This is a genomic window from Hyphomonas chukchiensis, from assembly GCF_000682695.1.
GTDB classification, from domain to species: Bacteria; Pseudomonadota; Alphaproteobacteria; order Caulobacterales; family Hyphomonadaceae; genus Hyphomonas; species Hyphomonas chukchiensis.
The window spans coordinates 1-1,825 of the sequence record NZ_AWFG01000066.1 but is presented as its reverse complement, the minus strand read 5'-3'; the positions used below and the strand labels follow the sequence as shown (position 1 = coordinate 1,825).

Below are 1,825 nucleotides of genomic sequence, written 5' to 3'. Positions count from 1 at the left end.
CTTCGAAGACAGCCACGGAAACGAAAAGGAGACCCCCATGGCAAACGCACTCGGATATGTCAGCGAAACCAAGACCGGCTTCGAAGGCGCCCTCGCAATGATGAACCTCTCAGCCGCCATCCGCATCGAAAAGAACGCGGAAAAAGCCGAAGAGGCCCAGCCGGACTACCGCATCTTCGCCGGTGAGACCGCGACCGAAATCGGTGGCGGCTGGATGCGCAAGGCCAAGTCTTCGGGACGCGAATACGTCTCGCTGACCCTCGCAGATCCGCAGATCGGTCCGCGCCGCATCTACGCGAACCTCGCACCGGTCAAGGGTAAGAAAGGCCGCCACGTGATCCTCTGGAACCCCAGGGACTAAGGCCCCGCTGAGATAACCAGACTGGCCGCTCCGGAGAGATCTCCGGAGCGGCTTTGCCTATGCGCCCGTCGCTTCAAGGTCTGTTGGCGCTCACGCCTGTAGGAAGCCATGCGCTGTACGCATGGTTAAGCAGGGTTTCGCAGATGATCGGCATATCTTCGTGACTCCCGATTAGGATCATCCCTTGTTTCCCTGACGCCGGGAGCCGTCCGCGAAGGCCCGGACCTGGCATCAGGAAAGCGTTTCATCATGCAGACCGACGGCATTGGCGAAAGCCCGTTCCTGACCACAAAGGAAGCGGCACGGTTCCTTCGCGTGTCAGAAAGAACGCTGCAGAACTGGCGCTACGCCAGTCTCGGTCCGGTCTACCGAAAGCATGTCGGTGTTGTCGTCTATCATGTCGATGACCTTCTCCGTTTTTCAGCGTCCAGCCACCGCCCAGGAGACGCGAAAAATGGCTATTGATCTGACGCTTGTTTCACTTGTGGAGGATCAAAATGGCCTGACCGAACGCCTGCTCTTTGGTGCGCCGCGCATGATCCGGAACACCTGCGATCACAGGCAGATGGCCGCCTTCTCTCCGGGCGATGTGTTCGGATATGAGCGCAGGCGCACCACGTTTCGAGCTGCCGCGGACTGGCAATTATTTATCATCCGGGCCGGATCATCAGGTGACCGGATCAGCCGAGTTTCAGGCATAAAGCCGGGCGGCATCCTGTTCCTCTCTGCGCTCCATTCCCATCATGCGAGGCGCGCTTTCGAGGCGATCAATGCCATATCCGAGCGCACCGATCCAACCACCATCTCCGCCGCCTTCTGGCAACGCCTGTCCACGCAATTGCAGGCCGGGCTTCCGGTTGAACACCTTCTTGAACGAGAGGTCTGGTGATGGATAAGGACCGCGCGATACCGCTTGCCTTGTCTGCCCTTGGAGCAGGGATTCTCTGGGCGGGATTTGTGCTGAAACCGGCACCGAGACTGCTCTACAATCCGAGCGAAAGCGCACCGATTGGCTGGTACAAAGTGGAGCCGCTCAAGATAGCCAAACGCGGTGATCTTGTGGCATCCCGCCTGCCGGGACACGCCGAAAGCCTGGCCGCAACACGTGGATACCTGCCGGCAGACATACCGGTCATCAAGACCGTCTGGGCCGTTGTGGGCGATAGGGTTTGTGTGGATGCCGGCGTATTGACCGTTGCTGGCCAGCCGCCCCTGCCCCTGCTTGGACAGGACCGGTCCGGTCGGCCCCTGCCCGTCTGGACCCAAGGCTGCACATCCCTTCGCCTGGGTGAAATCCTTCTCATTTCGAATGAGACCCCGGAATCCTTTGACAGCCGGTATTTTGGCCCCGTGAGCCTGTCGCATGTCATCGGGCGGGCTGTGTTTCTGGGAGATATCTCCTGGCACACTCCTGACGAGAGAGAGGCATCGGATTGGGAGGGTGGTATGCGTCCGGAGGTGACA

The 1,825-nt window shown here is 59.8% G+C and carries 4 protein-coding genes; all 4 read left to right on the top strand.

Translation table 11 applies throughout. The annotated features are described in order from the left end of the window. The first annotated feature begins 37 nt into the window (after nt 1-37). A complete protein-coding gene (locus tag HY30_RS16520; protein WP_034743403.1) occupies nt 38-361 on the top strand; it encodes a DUF736 domain-containing protein in 324 nt (107 codons plus the stop codon). 249 nt (nt 362-610) lie between these two features. After that, complete coding sequence (locus tag HY30_RS16515; protein ID WP_034743400.1) at nt 611-826, top strand: helix-turn-helix domain-containing protein; 216 nt, start codon at nt 611-613, stop codon at nt 824-826. Continuing rightward, a complete protein-coding gene (locus HY30_RS16510) occupies nt 759-1,250 on the top strand; it encodes a DUF2840 domain-containing protein (protein ID WP_162176965.1) in 492 nt (163 codons plus the stop codon). Before HY30_RS16515 ends, HY30_RS16510 begins: the two co-directional genes overlap by 68 nt. After that, nucleotides 1,250-1,825, top strand: a 576-nt coding sequence (locus HY30_RS16505) for a S26 family signal peptidase (protein WP_155839388.1), incomplete at its 3' end; no start/stop codon positions are given. The genes HY30_RS16510 and HY30_RS16505, both read left to right, overlap by 1 nt.